18 protein-coding genes are annotated in these 15,014 nt (G+C 42.0%); 1 reads left to right on the forward strand and 17 read right to left on the reverse strand.

Annotated elements, in window-relative coordinates; translation table 11 throughout:
- Positions 1-4: 4 nt before the first annotated feature.
- From lepB to smc, 11 genes are all read right to left on the reverse strand, one after another.
- Positions 5-565, reverse strand: coding sequence for a signal peptidase I (gene lepB, locus BMZ22_RS07025; RefSeq protein ID WP_090083574.1), 561 nt, complete (start codon positions 563-565; stop codon positions 5-7).
- Between the two features lie 134 nt (positions 566-699).
- Positions 700-1,044: a 50S ribosomal protein L19 gene (rplS, locus tag BMZ22_RS07030; protein WP_090083576.1), complete on the reverse strand. Its 345-nt coding sequence runs from the start codon at positions 1,042-1,044 to the stop codon at positions 700-702.
- Between the two features lie 124 nt (positions 1,045-1,168).
- Complete coding sequence (gene trmD / locus BMZ22_RS07035; RefSeq protein ID WP_090083579.1) at positions 1,169-1,891, reverse strand: tRNA (guanosine(37)-N1)-methyltransferase TrmD; 723 nt, start codon at positions 1,889-1,891, stop codon at positions 1,169-1,171.
- A complete protein-coding gene (gene rimM, locus BMZ22_RS07040; protein ID WP_090083583.1) occupies positions 1,891-2,403 on the reverse strand; it encodes a ribosome maturation factor RimM in 513 nt (170 codons plus the stop codon). The genes trmD and rimM overlap by 1 nt, the downstream gene beginning before the upstream one ends.
- Before the next feature lie 11 nt (positions 2,404-2,414).
- Positions 2,415-2,804: a YlqD family protein gene (locus tag BMZ22_RS07045; protein WP_090083586.1), complete on the reverse strand. Its 390-nt coding sequence runs from the start codon at positions 2,802-2,804 to the stop codon at positions 2,415-2,417.
- Between the two features lie 78 nt (positions 2,805-2,882).
- On the reverse strand, positions 2,883-3,110 hold the full coding sequence (locus tag BMZ22_RS07050) for a KH domain-containing protein (protein WP_090083589.1): 228 nt from the start codon (positions 3,108-3,110) through the stop codon (positions 2,883-2,885).
- A gap of 20 nt (positions 3,111-3,130) precedes the next feature.
- Positions 3,131-3,397 carry a 30S ribosomal protein S16 gene (rpsP, locus tag BMZ22_RS07055; RefSeq protein WP_090083592.1) on the reverse strand — a complete coding sequence of 89 codons (267 nt, stop codon included), beginning with the start codon at positions 3,395-3,397 and terminating at the stop codon, positions 3,131-3,133.
- Between the two features lie 118 nt (positions 3,398-3,515).
- Positions 3,516-4,859: a signal recognition particle protein gene (ffh, locus tag BMZ22_RS07060; RefSeq protein WP_090083594.1), complete on the reverse strand. Its 1,344-nt coding sequence runs from the start codon at positions 4,857-4,859 to the stop codon at positions 3,516-3,518.
- Positions 4,860-4,872: 13 nt separating this feature from the next.
- The gene (locus BMZ22_RS07065; RefSeq protein WP_090083597.1) at positions 4,873-5,190 is read right to left on the reverse strand and encodes a putative DNA-binding protein; all 318 of its coding nucleotides are present in this window, start codon (positions 5,188-5,190) and stop codon (positions 4,873-4,875) included.
- Between the two features lie 67 nt (positions 5,191-5,257).
- Positions 5,258-6,259 (reverse strand): signal recognition particle-docking protein FtsY, encoded by a 1,002-nt coding sequence (gene ftsY, locus BMZ22_RS07070; RefSeq protein WP_090083600.1) that lies wholly within the window; start codon positions 6,257-6,259, stop codon positions 5,258-5,260.
- A 15-nt stretch (positions 6,260-6,274) separates the two neighbouring features.
- The gene (gene smc / locus BMZ22_RS07075; protein WP_090083603.1) at positions 6,275-9,841 is read right to left on the reverse strand and encodes a chromosome segregation protein SMC; all 3,567 of its coding nucleotides are present in this window, start codon (positions 9,839-9,841) and stop codon (positions 6,275-6,277) included.
- 151 nt (positions 9,842-9,992) lie between these two features.
- On the opposite strand from smc, the gene BMZ22_RS07080 reads away from it, so the two are divergent.
- The gene (locus tag BMZ22_RS07080; RefSeq protein WP_090083605.1) at positions 9,993-10,217 is read left to right on the forward strand and encodes a DUF1128 domain-containing protein; all 225 of its coding nucleotides are present in this window, start codon (positions 9,993-9,995) and stop codon (positions 10,215-10,217) included.
- Positions 10,218-10,348: 131 nt separating this feature from the next.
- On the opposite strand, the gene rnc is transcribed toward BMZ22_RS07080, so the two are convergent.
- From rnc to fapR, 6 genes are all read right to left on the reverse strand, one after another.
- Positions 10,349-11,032, reverse strand: a complete 684-nt coding sequence (gene rnc, locus BMZ22_RS07085; protein WP_090083608.1) for a ribonuclease III — start codon at positions 11,030-11,032, stop codon at positions 10,349-10,351.
- Between the two features lie 298 nt (positions 11,033-11,330).
- On the reverse strand, positions 11,331-11,567 hold the full coding sequence (acpP, locus tag BMZ22_RS07090; protein WP_090083611.1) for an acyl carrier protein: 237 nt from the start codon (positions 11,565-11,567) through the stop codon (positions 11,331-11,333).
- Positions 11,568-11,645: 78 nt separating this feature from the next.
- A complete protein-coding gene (gene fabG / locus BMZ22_RS07095) occupies positions 11,646-12,386 on the reverse strand; it encodes a 3-oxoacyl-[acyl-carrier-protein] reductase (protein ID WP_090083612.1) in 741 nt (246 codons plus the stop codon).
- Entirely contained in the window at positions 12,386-13,327 is a 942-nt protein-coding gene (gene fabD, locus BMZ22_RS07100; protein ID WP_090083615.1) for an ACP S-malonyltransferase, read from the reverse strand. Before fabD ends, fabG begins: the two co-directional genes overlap by 1 nt.
- A gap of 1 nt (position 13,328) precedes the next feature.
- Positions 13,329-14,333 (reverse strand): phosphate acyltransferase PlsX, encoded by a 1,005-nt coding sequence (gene plsX / locus BMZ22_RS07105; RefSeq protein WP_090083618.1) that lies wholly within the window; start codon positions 14,331-14,333, stop codon positions 13,329-13,331.
- Positions 14,317-14,910, reverse strand: a complete 594-nt coding sequence (gene fapR, locus BMZ22_RS07110) for a transcription factor FapR (RefSeq protein ID WP_090083621.1) — start codon at positions 14,908-14,910, stop codon at positions 14,317-14,319. The genes plsX and fapR overlap by 17 nt, the downstream gene beginning before the upstream one ends.
- Positions 14,911-15,014 lie beyond the last annotated feature (104 nt).

The following is a 15,014-nucleotide window of genomic DNA, read 5'->3' on the forward strand; positions in this document are numbered from 1 at the left end:
CATCCTAATCGTGTATTATCTGTATTCGATCAAGCGGCCAATAAATTAAGCTTGTTTTTCCTACAATCTGATCCATCGAAACCACACCTAGTATTCGACTGTCAGTAGAGTTATTACGGTTGTCACCCAGTACTAAGACGTGGTTTTCAGGGATTGTTTCGTGTTCTCCGGGAAGATTTTCCAGTTGGAAACCCCCTGTTAAAGTCTGATAAGACGGCATTTTGTCTTTCCGGTCCCTCAAATAAGGTTCGTCAATTTTTTCCCCATCAATATACAATTCATCTTTTTCCACAGCCACATGTTCTCCCGGTAAACCAATAATTCGTTTAATAAAATCTTTTCTATCCGATGCGTGGAACACCACAATATCAAAGCGGTCTGGTTCCTGTACCTGATATATAAATTTGTTAACGATCATTTGATCTCCACTATGTAACGTCGGCATCATGGACGGTCCGTCAACAACAATCGGTGCAAAAAAGAAGGTTCGAATGATAAAAAACAGTCCGAAGGCTATTAATAAAGCTTTTATCCAGTCAAACCACTCACTTTTTACTTTCTCCATAAATTCCCCACCGCCTGCAGCATATATAATCCTACCTTTATTATATCATGTCTTTTCATCTATGTATTCAATGTAAAAAGGAGCTTGTGTGATTTAAACAAGCCCCTTTACAATAATTTGTTCCATATAACGGATTAACGGCGCTCTTTAATACGCGCTGCTTTTCCGCGCAGATTACGAAGATAATACAGTTTCGCACGGCGAACAATACCACGGCGGGAAACTTCAATTTTCGCAACACGTGGTGAATGAAGCGGAAATGTACGCTCTACACCGATACCGTAAGATATTTTTCTTACAGTAAACGTTTCACTGATTCCGCCACCTTGACGTTTGATGACAACACCTTCGAATACCTGAATACGTTCACGTGTGCCTTCGACAACTTTAACATGAACTTTCACAGTATCACCTGGGCGGAAATCAGGATGATCTGTGCGAAGTTGATCTTTCGTTACTTCTTCGATAATGTTTTGCATCCTGGTTCACTCCTTCCAAACTAATGCTCTTATCACGCTAAGGACAGCGGAACATCGTTTTAACGCGCTTAACCGGACTTAAGCACAATAATAAATATACCATAACAAAAAGCTGAGTTCAACACTATTTTTCATCCAACTGCTTTTTTTCTTTATCCGTTAAAGCCGCATCATCAATTAAATCTTTTCGTCTTTCAAAAGTGCGTTTAAGTGATTGTTTTCTTCGCCATTCGGCTATTTTTGCATGGTTTCCTGATAACAATACATCCGGTACCTTCATCCCTCGAAAATCGGCAGGTCGTGTGTAATGCGGATGTTCAAGGAGGCCGGTGGAAAATGAATCCTCCGGAGCCGATTCCGTATTGCCGAGCACATCGGGCAATAGTCTGACAACACTGTCTATTACCACCATTGCGCCAAGTTCACCGCCAGTTAGAACATAGTCACCGATAGAGATTTCATCAGTGACCAGATGCTTCCTGATTCGCTCATCGTAGCCCTCATAGTGGCCACAAATAAATATAAGGTGGTCCTCCTTTGCCAGTTCTTCTGCTTTTTGCTGGTTATATGGTGCACCCTGTGGAGACATTAAGATAATGCGCGGTTTCGTGTGGCGCTGTTTGATGACCGCTTCTGTTGCATCGAAGACCGGCTGCGGCGTAAGTACCATACCTGCACCGCCCCCATACGGGTAGTCATCCACTTTCATATGTTTGTTAGTTGAATAATCACGAAAATTCACCAGATTATAACTGTATTTTTCTTTTTCGTGTGCTTTTTTTAAAATAGAAGCATCAAAAACACCTGATACCATTTCCGGAAAAAGCGTCAATATATCAATGTGCATCAGTCAAGCAATCCTTCCATTGGTTCAATGATGACTTTTTGCTCAGATTTATCCACATCTTTCACGATATCTTCAATGTAAGGTATTAAGACGTCTTTATCGTTTTCACGGCTCACAACCCAAACATCATTTGCCCCAGGTGTAAGAATTTCGGTGATAACACCTAATTTATCACCGTTTGAGAGATAAACGACACATCCAATAATTTCATGAAAATAGAATTCATTTTCCTCAAGGTCAGTCAGTTGTTTCTCATCAATTTTCAAGTGGAGACCTTTAAATGATTCGACGTCATTTATATCATTAAAATCAGCAAAATGAACCAAGTCAAACCCCTTATGTACGCGGTGACCATCAATTTTCAGCTCCAGAAGCTTTTCATCTTCCTTCTCTAAAAATAGTTTCCGGCCAATTTGAAAGCGGTCTTCAAAATCGGTTATGCGCTGAACTTTAACTTCGCCTTTTATGCCATGCGTATTTACGATTTTGCCAACATTAAACATATTTGCCATGTCATCACCTGCTATTTATCAATTCGAACAACGACATCATCTTTTATGACGATGGCTGACTCTTCCATTATTTCATCCCAATGCATTCCTTCACTCACTTCAACAAGAGCTTCAACTTCTTTTTCAGTAATTTCACTGCCAATTTCCAGAATATCAAGCTGTTCAATTTTAAACTCAACAAGTTTAATTTTCTCTTTTCGATTTTTAATTTCCTGCTGGAACCGCTGGGAGAGTTCCTGTTTTGACATACTTTTTTTATTTTCAAGTTTACGTTGTTCAAATCTTAATTGTTGACACTCTTGTTCAAGCCGCATTCTGTGATCATTAAAACTGAACCGTAACTTTTCCTTGCTTTTTTCAGTAACAACCTGCTTTATCAAGACTTTTTTTATAATTTGCATAATCGTTCCCCGCTCTCTAAACTTCAGAATAGAGATTACCTGTACATTTGTAAAAAAGGGAAAGGTGGCCCCTCTCCCTCACATAATATCTAAATAAATACGTTTGTTCGTTTCCGATTTTGAAGCATAAACAACTGTCCGAATTGCTTTTGCAATCCGCCCGTTTTTTCCGATCACCTTGCCGACATCGTTTTGGTTCACGGTCAAATGGTAGACAATTTTTGTCTCTTCTTCTGTTTCCGTCACGACGATGTCTTCAGGGTGATCGACTAAAGGTGTTACAATCGTTTCAATCAGGGCTTTCATGATATCACACTACTTTACAGTTAATTTTTCTGTTCGTGAAATTTTTTCATGATGCCTTGTTTTGAGAAAAGGTTACGGACTGTATCACTTGGCTGTGCGCCATGTGTCATCCAATCCATAGCTTTGTCCTCATCAATTTTTACTTCAATTGGATTTGCCACCGGGTTATAAGTTCCGATCTGTTCAATAAAACGACCGTCCCTCGGGGAACGAGAATCAGCTACAACAATACGATAAAATGGGTTACGCTTTGCGCCCATACGTTTCATGCGGATTTTTACTGCCATAATGTCACCTCCAATAACTCTAATATCACAATTTAAAATTCTAACAGATGAATTCATCTCTGTAAAGTCTTTTTACATTACAGACGTTAATGCTTTTTTAAAAATAAACCGCGTTAGCTTACATAAATGGCATGTTCATGCCTTTGCCTTTTTTGCCTTTTGGCATGTTGGTCATTTGTTTCATCATTTTTTTCATTTCATTAAACTGTTTTAACAGACGGTTCACTTGGGAAACAGAGGTACCAGAACCCTTGGCAATCCGTTTTTTTCGGCTCGCGTTCATTAAGTTCGGATCCTGCCGTTCTTCTTTCGTCATCGATTGGATAATCGCTTCGACATACACCAGTTGCTTTTCATCAATTTGCGCATTTTTAAGTCCTTTCATTTTGTTCGCGCCTGGAATCATGGACATTAAGTCTTCCAGCGGGCCCATGTTTTTCACTTGACCCATTTGTTCCAGAAAATCATCAAATGTAAAGGACATCGTGCGCATTTTTTCTTCAAGTTCTTTCGCCTGTTTTTCGTTGACGTTCGTTTCAGCTTTATCAATGAGGCTTAAAACATCACCCATGCCGAGGATTCGTGAAGCCATACCTTCAGGTCGAAACGGTTCAAGCTGGTCGAGTTTTTCACCCATACCCGCAAATTTAATCGGCGTGCCTGTTACAGCTCTGATGGAAAGTGCTGCTCCACCGCGCGTATCACCGTCAAGCTTTGTCAAAACAACGCCTGAAAGGCCCAGCTGCTCATTAAAACTTTCTGCTACATTAACGGCATCCTGACCGGTCATGGCATCCACAACCAGGAATATTTCATCCGGATTGACGGCTGTTTTAATCTCTTCAAGTTCACCCATGAGATTTTCATCTACATGGAGCCGGCCAGCTGTATCAATGATAACGTAGTCGTGATGCTCAGCTTTTGCCTGCTCCACTGCCTCTTTGGCTATGTCGACCGGATTGGCATCTGTGCCTTTGGAAAACACAGGCATCTCCAGCTGCTGACCGACGGTTTCAAGCTGATCGACAGCTGCCGGTCTATAGACATCAGCAGCCACCAGCAGCGGTTGGCGTTTGTGTTTTTTGCGTAAATGGTTTGCCAGCTTCCCGCTTGTTGTCGTCTTTCCGGCACCTTGGAGGCCCGCCATCATAATCACGGTAGGCGGTCGATCGGCAACAGCAATCTTGCTTTGTTCACCACCCATTAACTCAGATAATTCTTCCTTCACCACTTTAATGACTTGCTGTCCCGGTGTCAGACTTTCCATTACTTCCTGCCCGACGGCGCGCTCTTTAATACGCTTGATTAAATCTTTAACAACTTTAAAGTTAACGTCAGCTTCCAGCAAGGCGAGCCGTACTTCCCGGGTCATTTCTTTAACATCCTGCTCGGAAACCTTCCCTTTGCCGGTTATTTTTTTCATTGTGCCCTGGAGCCGTTCAGCTAATCCTTCAAATGCCATAGAAGGTGTCCCCCTACTCTAATTCTTTTAATTGTTCGATGAGACTCCGCAGATCAGTATTTTCCGCGGCTTCATCCATTCGGTCCAAAATGTTCGTTCGCTTTTGGAATTTATCATATAATCCTAACTTCTTTTCATACGATTCAAGCATCGATTCGGTTCGTCTGATATTATCGTAAACTGCCTGGCGTGAAACATTCAATAAATCGGAAATCTCACCAAGCGAGTAATCTTCCCGGTAGTACATATCCATGTAATTTTGTTGTTTAGGGGTCAGCAGCGGCTGATAAAAGTCGAATAAATAATTGACTCGCGTAGTTTTTTCCAGCAATCCATCCACCCCTTGCTATAACCATTGACACTATTGTTAAGTGAAATCCCTTTACAAAAGTTTATCATCATTCGTCTTCATCTTCAAGAAGGTCAGCAAATAATCCATAAACGAATGCATGCGCATCAAATTCCTGTAAATCTTCAATTCCTTCTCCAAGACCGGCAAATTTAACAGGGATTTGCAGTTCATTCCGGATTGCCAGCACAATGCCACCTTTTGCTGTGCCATCGAGTTTCGTCAGGATAATACCTGAGACGTCGGTCGCTTCAGAAAAAGTTTTAGCCTGGCTCAAAGCATTTTGGCCTGTCGTGGCATCAAGCACGAGCAAAACGTCATGCGGGGCTTCAGGTACTTCGCGTTCAATCACACGGTTAACTTTGGCAAGTTCGTTCATTAAATTAACTTTATTCTGCAACCTGCCGGCTGTATCGCAGATGAGAACGTCTGCATTCCGGGACTTTGCTGCTTTTATGCCATCAAAGATAACCGCTGCCGGATCACTCCCTTCACTTTGTTTAATCACATCAACACCGGCGCGTTCACCCCAGATATCCAGCTGCTCGATTGCCCCTGCCCGGAACGTATCACCTGCAGCAAGCATGACATGTTTACCTTCTTCTTTTAATTGATGCGCAAGTTTTCCAATTGACGTTGTTTTGCCCACGCCATTAACGCCAACAACAAGGATGATGGATAGCTCGTCTTGCCGGATATTCAGTTTTTCCATTTCCTCATTATCATCGCCATAGTAAATCTCTACCAGTTTTTCCGATATGACGTCTTTTATTTGGCTTGTGTCTTTAATATTTTGACGTTTCACTTCCATTTTTAATTCGTCAACAAGGTCCATAACTGTATTGACGCCCACATCAGCTTCAATCAGCACTTCTTCAAGTTCTTCAAAAAAATCTTCATCAACTTTACGATACCGTGCGATCAAATCATTAATTTTGCCGGAAAATGAATTTCGGGTTTTTGCCATCCCTTCTTTGTATTTAGTCGATATATCATCTGTTTCTTCCTCAGTTTGTTTGAACTTATTTTTCAATTTGTCCATGAATCCCATTTAATAAATACCTCCCTATGTGTTAATGAGTTCCTCTGTTTCCTCCAGACGGACTGAAACGAGTCTTGACACGCCTGATTCCTGCATCGTCACACCGTAGAGCACGTCCGATTCTTCCATTGTCCCTTTACGATGGGTAATGACAATAAATTGCGTATCATCACTGTATATTTTCAAATATTTGGCAAACCTGACGACGTTGGCTTCATCCAGCGCAGCTTCCACTTCGTCAAGAACACAAAATGGCACCGGACGAACGCGCAATATCGAAAAGAGTAAAGCAATTGCCGTCAGTGCACGTTCACCACCTGAAAGCAACCCGAGATGCTGAAGTTTTTTCCCAGGTGGCTGCGCGATTATTTCCACACCTGTATCAAGTAAGTTTTTAGGATCAGTGAGTTTGAGCTCTGCTTTACCCCCGCCAAACAATTGTTGAAACACGACCGAGAATTCATTTTTAATAGCGTTGAATGTTTCACCAAAACGTTTTTCCATTTCTTCATCCATTTCCGAAATAACGGAATGCAATGTTTGCTTTGCCTCGATGAGATCACTTTGCTGTTCAGAGAGAAAGTCATATCGCTCCGAAATTCGTTCGTATTCTTCAATCGCTCCAAGGTTAACAGTGCCCAACTGATCAATGGACTGTTTAATCTGCGCTACAATTGATTGGGCTTCTTGAACATCACTGGTTCCAGCATAATCCTGCTTAGCTTTTTCAAATGTTATGGTATATTCAGTTTGAAGCTTTGACAGTCGATTTTCCAGCTCGACATCGAGCCGGTTCGCTTTAACTTCTTTTTCCTGAATTGCTTCCTTAAACAGTTGGTGCTGTTTATGTCTTTCTTTCAGCTCCCTGTCCTGATCCTGGAGATCCAGGGTGCGATTTGAACGGTCAGCGCGCATGTTTTGAATTTTTATTGTCAGTTCATCTTTTCTTGCTTTGGTTTCGGTAATATTTTCTTCCACTTTTTCCTTTGTTTCCTGTGAATTTTCAATCTCCACCAGTTCATTTAAATCATTCGAATAAATTTCATATTGCTCTTCATAATCACTCAGTTGTGTCTGAAGACTATTGGTTTTTTCACGTTGGTTTTTCAGCCGTTCCTCTTGCTCTGCCAACGTGACTTGAGCCTTCTGAAACGCTTCCTTAAGCTGATCCTGATTTTCCTTGAACAGAGAAGCCTCTTTCGTCAGCTTATCAATCTCCTTCTGGGTAGATTCAACTTTTTCAGAAATCGCTGTAAGGTCCCGCGCCAATTCGTTGTCACGTGTTTTTAATTCATCCACATCCTGCTCGAATTGCTGCTTGTCCTGATCATACAGCTGAAGATTATCATTAAGTGCGTTCAGTTTCGTTTCAGCTTCTTTGAAAGAAGTATGTATTTCCTGGAGCTTTTCCTGTTCATCGCTGAGACTTTGCTCTTCAGCAGTTATTTCACCTTCCAGTTCACTTATTTGCCGGCTTTGCTTATCAACCTGTTGTTTAAAGGCCTCTGCTTTTTGTTGAAAGCTTTCCAGTTTTTCAGTCACTTCCTGTAAATCTTTTTCTCTTGAAAACAGTGATTGCTTCGATTTTTTCTGAGCGCCTCCGGACATAGCCCCGCCAGGATTCACAACGTCGCCCTCAAGGGTAACGACTCGATGTTTTCGATTGACAAGACTTGCAATTTCATTGGCATCTTTTAATGTATCGGCCACCAGGACATGGCCCATTAAATGACGTACTGCCTTTTGAAACGTTGAAGTTGAATATATAAGATCGCCGGCGACGCCGATAAACCCGGGATGCGTTTTTGCATTTTGCAGCAGACCTTCAGGAATAAAACGTGTTTGAATTGAACCAAGCGGCAAAAAAGTAGCACGGCCGCTGTTTGTTTTTTTCAGCCAGCTGATTGCTTCGCGCGCTGATTGGTCGTCATTGACAACAACATGCTGTGCCTGGGCTCCTAATACTGTTTCAATAGCCGTGATATATTTTTTAGGAACATCAATCAATTCAATCACAGCCCCGTGTATACCTGTCAGCTTATTATCTTCACGGGCTTTGAGAACTGCTTTAACGCCTTGGAAAAAGCCTTGAAAATCTTCTTTCATATCGTCAAGCATTTCTTTTTTTGACTTCAGCTTTTCGATATATTGATAGCCTTGGTACAATTTGGTCTGAGAATCCTGAAATGCGTTCCGTTTCTCCGAAAGATCAGCTTTCATCTCTTGAATGGCACGGGTTTTCGTCTGATACGAGGTTTCTTGTTTGGTGTAATCAGATTTCAACTTTTCCGTCCTGCTACTGATTTTTTCTCTTTCTTTCAACAAATCATCAAATTTCTCTGTTTGCTTTTCTTTCTTACCGGAAATTTGGTTAAGCTGTTGCTGAATCGATTTTTTTTCGTTGCGTTTGGCAGCTTGTTCGTTCAGGAACTCAATATAATCGGATTTCAGTTCTTCAATCTGATTGGTGATTTCGTCATGGTCGATCGTCAGTTTCGTTTCCAGCTCATTAACCTGGTCTTTCGTCTCATTCCGCTTTTTCTTTAGCGAGGACAATTTTTCCTTTTCCTGATCTAGTTCATACTTCAGTAATTCAATACGCTCTGCCGTTTCACTTTTTTGTGCTTTTAATTTCGCTTTATTTTCAGCAAGATGTTTTGTTCGTTCATTAAAGACTTGCCTTTTGCCTTCATATTGTTCAAGCTGTTCCGTAGTCGAGAGAAGACTTGCCTGATACTGTTCAATAGCCTCATCAAGTTTTTGCAGCTGCTGACGTTCAGATTCAAGTTCAGCTTCCTTTTTCTGAATTGCCGTTTTACGGTTTATTTCTTCATTCTTTTCTTTATCCAGTTCTCCGAGCAAAGCTCTCCATTCTTCATTAAGCTGTTCAATTTCCGTCACGAGCAACGAAATTTCATGCTGCTTTAATTGTTCTTTTTTATCGAGAAATTTTTGTGCAGTTTCTGCCTGTTTTTCTAAAGGGGCAATTTGTTGCTCGATTTCATGGATAATATCTTCTACTCGATTTAAGTTTTCTTGTGTCTCGGCCAGTTTATACTCTGATTTCTTTTTCCGTTGCTTATATTTCAGGACACCGGCCGCTTCTTCAAATATCGCACGCCGTTCCTCTGCTTTGGAACTGAGTATTTCTTCGACTTTACCCTGACTAATAATTGAGAATGCTTCACGTCCCAGCCCCGAATCCATGAAAAGATCGATAATATCTTTCAGCCGGCAGGATTGTTGATTAATGTAAAATTCACTCTCACCTGAGCGATAGACGCGTCTTTTGACACTGATTTCATCATAGTCGAGCGGCAATTCTTTATCGCTGTTATCCAGAACGAGTGTCACTTCAGCAACATTAAGCGCCCGCCTTGTATCACTGCCCTGGAAAATAACGTCCTCCATTTTTGAGCCGCGCAAGGAGCGTGCGGACTGCTCACCCAATACCCATCTGATAGCATCGGTTATATTGCTTTTTCCACTCCCATTCGGGCCGACAACGGAGGTGACACCCGGCACAAAATCTAAACTGATTCGCTCAGCAAAAGACTTAAACCCTACACTTTCCAATCGTTTCAAATACATAAACATTCTCCTAGTTTCTTTCATGAATCGTTCAATTATGTCAGCCAGGGTTGGCATTTTAACGCATTTATTTTATCATAAAGAGAAGCTCAAAAGAAGGCTTAACTCCAATACATAAGAGTTTGGGGATTATTTAAAAAGGAGTGTTCAAATGAATCTGGAAACAGCTAGCACAGAAAATATGAAATTTATGCTGGATGAACTGGCTGATCAATTGGGTGTCGTCAATCGTGAAGTGATGGATGCGGACGATTATGATTTAGACAAATACGAAGATATTAAAGACATGTATGAAATGGTTAAACAGAAGGGTCAGCTGAGCCCGTCTGAGACACAGGCTTTTATTGCTGAACTGAGATCTGTACGGAAATCTTAGCATGTAAACAGTACAAAAAACTGGCCTCCTAGTAGATGGCCAGTTTTTTCTCAAGAGTTTCTCATAATCAGCAGCTGTTCGGACAATTGATTTCACTGCTAGGATTGTTTCCATGAAAATTGGTTTCACCGTTATGCTTCAAAGTTATCCAGTGCCTGTTTTGCGGCGCGCTGCTCTGCTTCTTTTTTCGTATGACCATTACCTGTTCCGGCTACATTGCCGTTTATAATTACTTCTGCAGCAAATTCTTTGTCATGAGATGGTCCTTTTTCGTCTGCAATTACATAGTCAATGCTATAGTTGCGATGCTGCTGAACTTGTTCCTGCAGCTTGCTTTTGTAATCCATCGCATGCGAAAAAGCACCTGTGGTTATTTTCGGATAAACATGCTTTTTGAGAAACTGGATAACAGCATCATACCCTTGATCTAAATACAATCCGCCAAGGAAGGCTTCGAATACATCTGCCAAAATTGCTGGTCGTTCACGGCCTCCCGACTGTTCTTCTCCTCGCCCCAATAGCAAGTAATCCCCAAAATTTAATTCACGGGAAAACTCAGCAAGCGATGGCTCACACACAATTGAAGCACGGAGCTTAGTCAAGTCGCCTTCTTCCAAACGTTCTTGATGCTTATACAAATATTGGGATACCCCCAATTCAAGTACAGCGTCCCCCAAAAATTCCAAACGTTCATTATCCGAAATATTTTGATCCCGATGCTCATTCACATAAGATGAATGTGTAAATGCTTGCTTAAGTAGGTCATGATCACTAAACGCAACATCCAGTTGATTTTCCAATTGGGAAAGATTCATGCCACTATTCACCACTTAACGTTTAAAATTAGAATGTAAGAGACTGGGACAAAAGGTTTAAAGATAAAATGAAAGAACGAACGGTTATTAGGGGGGAAGCGGGATACACCGCTCTGGAAATATGCTTCGCTTTCCGCGGGCGGCTGGTGAGCCAACTTGTGCCAAGGCACTTCGTTGTCTCACCTATGCCTCTCTTCCCGCAGGAGTCTACGCATATTTCCTCCGCTAACCTACATTATCGTTCGTCTTTTATATAAGATATATAAGTTATGTCCCAGCCTCCTCGGGTTATTTGGAGTCAGGATTGGCTGCTGTTTATGTAGTTTACAGCATCACCAACTGTATTAATTTTTTCAGCTTCTTCATCCGCAATTTCCATATCAAACTCATCTTCCAGTTCCATGACAAGTTCTACCACATCAAGTGAATCTGCTTCAAGATCATCTTTAAATGATGCCTCCATGGTCACTTGCGATTCTTCAACTTCAAGTTTATCTACAATAATTTCTTTTACTTTATCAAATACGTCTGCCATTGTTCGTCACCTCCTTTCAAGAAAATTATAATTGAAGAGCTCCGCGGATAGAGACAACCGATAACCGGCAGAGCTTGCCTACATTACCATTCCGCCATCAATGTTAATCGTCTGACCGGTGATATATTTTGCATCCTCAGAAGCGAGGAAGCGGACAACACGTGCCACGTCTTCCGGCTCGCCCAATTTCTCCAATGGAATCATGCTGAGCATGCCCTCTTTTTGTTCATGCGTCAACTCATCGGTCATGTCGGTTGTAATAAAACCTGGCGCAACTGCATTAACCAGAATGTTACGGGAAGCAAATTCCTTAGCAGTCGACTTTGTCAACCCGATGACCCCTGCTTTCGCGGCCGTATAGTTTGCCTGACCGGCATTCCCGCTCACACCAACAACCGATGAAACATTAATGATACGGCCGCCTCTTTGCTTCATCATTTGTCTCGAAACAGCTTTAATACATTGGAAGACACCTTTCAGGTTGGTATCAATAACCTGATCAAATTCATCTTCTTTCATTCGCATTATTAAATTATCCCGGTTAATACCCGCATTATTCACTAAAATATCAACACTGTCAAATTCGCTTACAACTTCTTTCACCATGGCTTTTGTTTCCTTTTCATCTGCCACGTTTGCCTGTATCTTAAACGATTTTACACCGAATTGTTTTATTTCTTCAACAACAGCTTGTGCCTTATCTTCGCTGCCAGCATAATTCACGGCTACATTTGCCCCTTGTTTTGCCAACTCAAGAGCTATGGCGCGACCAATGCCGCGCGAGGCGCCCGTAACCAATGCACTTTTTCCTGAAAGCATCAGGATTCCTCCCTATACCATGTTATAAATTCAGCAAGTGAATCCGGATCTTGAATAGCAAATGTTTTAGCCTTGCGGTCAATTTTCCGGACAAGCCCGCTCAGTACTTTCCCTGTTCCCAATTCCACGAAAGCGTCCACGTCCTCATCCATCATATTGCGGATGGATTCTTCAAAGCGTACGGGAGAATATAACTGTCTGACCAGCAGTTCTTTAATAGTACTTCTTTCTGTAACAGGGGCAGCCGTTACATTGGCATAAACAGGGATACTTGCATCGCTGAATGTGATACGATCAAGTTCCTTTGCAAACTGTTCATTAGCCGACTTCATTAGTCTTGAATGGAACGGACCGCTCACATTCAGCGGCATCACCCGTTTGGCACCATTTTCCTTCAAAAGCGGTACGGCTGCATCGATTCCCGCTTTAGATCCGGAAATAACGATCTGGCCCGGACAGTTAAGATTGGCAATATCAACAACTTCCTCATCTTTCAGCTGCTGAAGTGTTTGTTCAATTTCCGATTGATTCATGCCCAGTACAGCAGCCATCGAGCCCTGACCTTTCGGAAAAGCTTCTTCCATTAGTTTCCCGCGTTTTGCCACCAGCGGCAATGCTTCTTCGGTCGATAGCGCTTCGGCAGCTACTAAAGCACTGTATTCACCAAGACTATGACCAGCAGTTGTTACCGGGTGGATATCTTCCTTTTGTAGTAACCGCTGAACAGCAATACCGGCAAGCAATAGTGCGGGCTGAGCGTTTTCTGTTTCAGTCAGTTTTTCTTTCGGGCCATTAAACATCATTTGGGTCAGTTCGTTTCCCAAAAGCTCATCTGCCTGTTGAAATAACTTCTTCACTTCGTCATAGTCGTCATAAAAGGCTTTACTCATACCGACTGCCTGTGAGCCCTGGCCGGGAAATAAAAATGCCACTCGCTTCATATTAACCCCCCTTGTTTTGTTCAATCGATTCGACGGTTGTTTTTATTGTTTCGCTTACATCGTATTCAACCATGTGAGCTGCTTGCTGAATCGCGTTGTAGATCGCACGGCTGTTGGACGAACCATGTGCTTTTATCACCGGGGACTTGAGGCCAAAAAGCCCTGCTCCGCCATATTCTGAATAATCGAGCTTGCTCTGTAGCGTTTTTAAATCAGGTTTTACCATTCCTGCTGCAACCTTTGTTTTAACTGAAGACATCAGTGTCTCTTTAAGCATTGAAAACATTGTCATAGCGGTTCCTTCAATCGTCTTCAATGCAATATTGCCACTGAACCCATCAGTCACAACAACATCAGCTGCACCTGACAGAATATCACGGGCCTCTACATTCCCGATAAAATTAACCGGCGCTTCCTTCAACTGGTTAAAAGCCTTTTTCGTCAGTTCATTCCCTTTTCCCTCTTCAGTTCCAACGTTTAACAGACCAACAGTCGGGCGGTGGATTGATCGAACCTGTTCCGTGTAAATAGATCCCATAATCGCATACTGCACAAGATTATGAGCCTTAGCATCAACGTTGGCCCCGACGTCAAGCAACAGAAAGCCTTTCCCATCAGTAGTAGGCAACGTCGGACTTAATGCCGGGCGGTCAATGCCACGTATTCTCCCAACAACAAATAATCCTGCACTCATTAGCGCCCCAGTATTACCTGCTGATATACAGGCATCAGCCCGGCCTTCTTTTACTTCTTTCGCCATCAGGACCAACGATGAATTTTTTTTGCTTCTGACGGCCCTTACCGGCTCATCCTCAGCTGTGATAACCTCTTCGGTATGAATGATATTAATTCGGTTATTTGAACCGGATAGATATTGTTTAACCTTCTTTTCATCGCCAACCAGTGTAATGTCTAAATCATCAATGTGGGATATTGCCTCTTCTGCACCTTTAACAATTGCCTCGGGCGCATGATCGCCTCCCATGGCGTCAATTGCTATCTTCATGTCTTATGTCCCCTTTTGAATCGTTTGAACGATACATATGGAATAATCCAGTAAACACTTTTTCATTATCAACAAAACTATCAACCCGAACGGTCGTTAAGCCTTTTGTGCTTACTTCTTCGACATAAGCTTTTGCTACGACACGTTCACCAGCCTTGACTTGTCTTGTGAACTTAATTTCGGATTTCGCCGTCAATGCAAGTTCATCATTTATCACTGCCACTGCCAATGAATTTGCCTGGGCAAACAGATGGTGGCCGCGGGCTATCTTATTCCGGGAGAAAACATGCTCTTCTTTAATCTCCAGTATTGATATAGCACGCCTATCAAGATCAAGATCAATAATCTCGCCTATGACTTCATCCAGCGGAAGTGCTTTGACCGTCTCCTTCCATTGATCTGCAGCAACCGATTTAATCCTCACGCGAAGCTCCGGTATGGAAAGTTCCATGCGATCAAGTCTTATCGTCTGAATACTGACATTAAATTTTTCTGCTAATTTTTCATCCGTTATAAATGGTGTGGCTTCAATCGTCTCTCTTAATAACCGCTGCCGCTTCACTTTACTGATTTTCATTTTTTCACAGCACCATCCAGTAGGAAAAACTTCTTAAGCCGGGTATAATTCTGACGGCTGTGTTTTCCTTATAATTAATATGTGTATAATCCTATGACTTGGTA

Source organism: Lentibacillus persicus, from assembly GCF_900112705.1.
GTDB classification, from domain to species: Bacteria; Bacillota; Bacilli; order Bacillales; family Amphibacillaceae; genus Lentibacillus; species Lentibacillus persicus.

Coding starts and splice junctions, on each gene's coding strand:
- BMZ22_RS07080 (WP_090083605.1), top strand. CDS start 9,993: ATGAATCTGGAAACAGCTAGCACAGAAAATATGAAATTTATGCTGGAT.
- fabG (WP_090083612.1), bottom strand. CDS start 12,386: ATGCTTTCAGGAAAAAGTGCATTGGTTACGGGCGCCTCGCGCGGCATT.
- ftsY (WP_090083600.1), bottom strand. CDS start 6,259: ATGGGATTCATGGACAAATTGAAAAATAAGTTCAAACAAACTGAGGAA.
- smc (WP_090083603.1), bottom strand. CDS start 9,841: ATGTATTTGAAACGATTGGAAAGTGTAGGGTTTAAGTCTTTTGCTGAG.
- BMZ22_RS07050 (WP_090083589.1), bottom strand. CDS start 3,110: ATGAAAGCCCTGATTGAAACGATTGTAACACCTTTAGTCGATCACCCT.
- rplS (WP_090083576.1), bottom strand. CDS start 1,044: ATGCAAAACATTATCGAAGAAGTAACGAAAGATCAACTTCGCACAGAT.
- rimM (WP_090083583.1), bottom strand. CDS start 2,403: ATGGCAAATATGTTTAATGTTGGCAAAATCGTAAATACGCATGGCATA.
- lepB (WP_090083574.1), bottom strand. CDS start 565: ATGGAGAAAGTAAAAAGTGAGTGGTTTGACTGGATAAAAGCTTTATTA.
- trmD (WP_090083579.1), bottom strand. CDS start 1,891: ATGCACATTGATATATTGACGCTTTTTCCGGAAATGGTATCAGGTGTT.
- fabD (WP_090083615.1), bottom strand. CDS start 13,327: ATGAAGCGAGTGGCATTTTTATTTCCCGGCCAGGGCTCACAGGCAGTC.
- plsX (WP_090083618.1), bottom strand. CDS start 14,333: ATGAAGATAGCAATTGACGCCATGGGAGGCGATCATGCGCCCGAGGCA.
- rnc (WP_090083608.1), bottom strand. CDS start 11,032: ATGAATCTTTCCCAATTGGAAAATCAACTGGATGTTGCGTTTAGTGAT.
- rpsP (WP_090083592.1), bottom strand. CDS start 3,397: ATGGCAGTAAAAATCCGCATGAAACGTATGGGCGCAAAGCGTAACCCA.
- ffh (WP_090083594.1), bottom strand. CDS start 4,859: ATGGCATTTGAAGGATTAGCTGAACGGCTCCAGGGCACAATGAAAAAA.
- fapR (WP_090083621.1), bottom strand. CDS start 14,910: ATGAAAATCAGTAAAGTGAAGCGGCAGCGGTTATTAAGAGAGACGATT.
- acpP (WP_090083611.1), bottom strand. CDS start 11,567: ATGGCAGACGTATTTGATAAAGTAAAAGAAATTATTGTAGATAAACTT.
- BMZ22_RS07045 (WP_090083586.1), bottom strand. CDS start 2,804: ATGCAAATTATAAAAAAAGTCTTGATAAAGCAGGTTGTTACTGAAAAA.